The organism is Paramesorhizobium deserti (assembly GCF_001558695.1).
Classification (GTDB): domain Bacteria; phylum Pseudomonadota; class Alphaproteobacteria; order Rhizobiales; family Rhizobiaceae; genus Paramesorhizobium; species Paramesorhizobium deserti.
In genome coordinates this window covers 1-1692 of sequence record NZ_LNTU01000029.1, presented here as the reverse complement: position 1 = coordinate 1692, position 1692 = coordinate 1, and the positions used below count along the sequence as shown (strand labels likewise).

The 1692-nt window shown below is 63.9% G+C and carries 1 protein-coding gene; it reads right to left on the bottom strand.

Features of this window, described 5'->3' with window-relative positions:
* Window positions 1-12 precede the first annotated feature (12 nt).
* Window positions 13-1584, bottom strand: a complete 1572-nt coding sequence (gene tnpC, locus ATN84_RS16190) for an IS66 family transposase (protein ID WP_068882726.1) — start codon at window positions 1582-1584, stop codon at window positions 13-15.
* Between the last annotated feature and the right edge of the window lie 108 nt (window positions 1585-1692).

The following is a 1692-nucleotide window of genomic DNA, read 5'->3' as shown; positions in this document are numbered from 1 at the left end:
GTAAGCGTCCGGTCAGGGTTTATTGATCGGCTGGGCGATGTGCCACGGCAATAGCTCACCGATTCTGTTGATCGGATGATCGGCGATGCGAGCGAGGACGTCGCGAAGGTACGCTTCGGGGTCGAGACCGTTGAGCTTCGCGGTTTCGATGAGCGACAGGATCGCGGCGGCGCGTTCGCCGCCCTTGTCCGATCCGGCGAATAGCCAATTCTTTCGACCCAGCGCGATCGGCCGGATCGCCCGCTCAGCGGCATTATTGTCGATCTCGATGGTGCCGTCGTCGAGGAAGCGGCAAAGCGACGCCCAGCGGGTAATCGCATAACGGATCGCCTCCGCCGTGCTGCTCGAGCGCGGCAGTTCCGTAAGCATCTTGTCCCACCACCGCCGGAGTGCCTCGGCCTTCGGTTTGGACTGGCTCTGGCGGATGGTCTTGCGCCTGTCCGGCGGTGCTCCGCGGATCGCATTCTCAATGTCGTAGAGTTCGCCGATCCGGACAAGCGTTTCCTCGGCGATCGGGTGCGTACCGGGGCTGGTGGTCAGATCGAAGAACTTGCGGCGGACGTGGGCCCAGCAGGCCGCCTCCTGGATGGCGGCGGGTTTGTCGGGTTTGGTTGCTTCATAGAGGTCGCGGAACCCGGCATAGCCATCGGCATGCAAGATGCCCTGGAAGTCTGCGAGGTGGGCTTTCGGATGCTCGCCCTTGCGATCCGGACTGTAGAAGTAGGAGACAGCGGGCGGCGTCTCATCGCCCCAGGGGCGACCATCGCGAACGTAGCTCCACAGTCGCCCGGTCTTCGTCCTGCCCTTGCCAGGCTCCAGCACCGGAACCGGCGTATCATCGCCATGCAGGCGGCTGCCGGCCAAGACGTGCGCGCGCAGCCTGGCGACGAGCGGCTCGAGCAGCGCACTGGCCTTGCCGACCCAATCGGCCATGGTCGAACGGGAAAGATCGACGCCTTCCCGCGCATAAATCTCTGATTGCCGATAGAGCGGAAGATGATCGCAATATTTGGCGGTGAGCACATGCGCGACAAGACCAGCTCCCGGCTTGCCGCGCTCGATCGGCAGCGACGGCATCGTCGCTTTGACGTCGGTGTCGCAGCCCTTGCAGGTGAAGCGCGGTTGCACATGGCGCACGACCCGGAAGGAGGCCGGGACATAGTCGAGCACCTCGGTGACGGCCTCGCCGCTGCGGATGAAGTCGGAACCACCGCAGACCGGGCAGGCGCAAGCCGCCTGGTGAACAATCTCCTGTCGCGGCAGATGATCCGGCAATGGCTGACGGCTCGGCTTCGCCTTTTCGCGACTGCCTGAGACGGACCGCACAGAGATCTCGATCTCCGCGTCCGCCGCCTCGATGTCTTCCAACGCCAATTCGAGCTGCTCGATCGAGCGTTCGATCTTCTCCGACGAGGCACCGAAGCGGGCCCGTCTCAGAACGGCGAGCTGGGCCTTCAGCTTCTCGATCAGCGTGTCGCACGAGCGCAGCCTTTGGCTTTGCCGCGCCAGTTCCTCCGCCTGCGCGGCGATGATCGCGCGCAGGCTCTCGACGTCATCCGGCAGCTCGGAAAGGCTCTGTCCCATGGCCGGAACGTATAGCTGATTTGCCCGCAGCTCACCAGCTATCACAATGGAAAGATTATATTTTCCCTCATGCGCTGCGCTTCGGCGCAGCGCTCCAGGACGGTCGCC

Bases quoted from the DNA above. Each gene is read 5' to 3' on its own strand.
- tnpC (WP_068882726.1), bottom strand. From the start codon at position 1,584: ATGGGACAGAGCCTTTCCGAGCTGCCGGATGACGTCGAGAGCCTGCGC.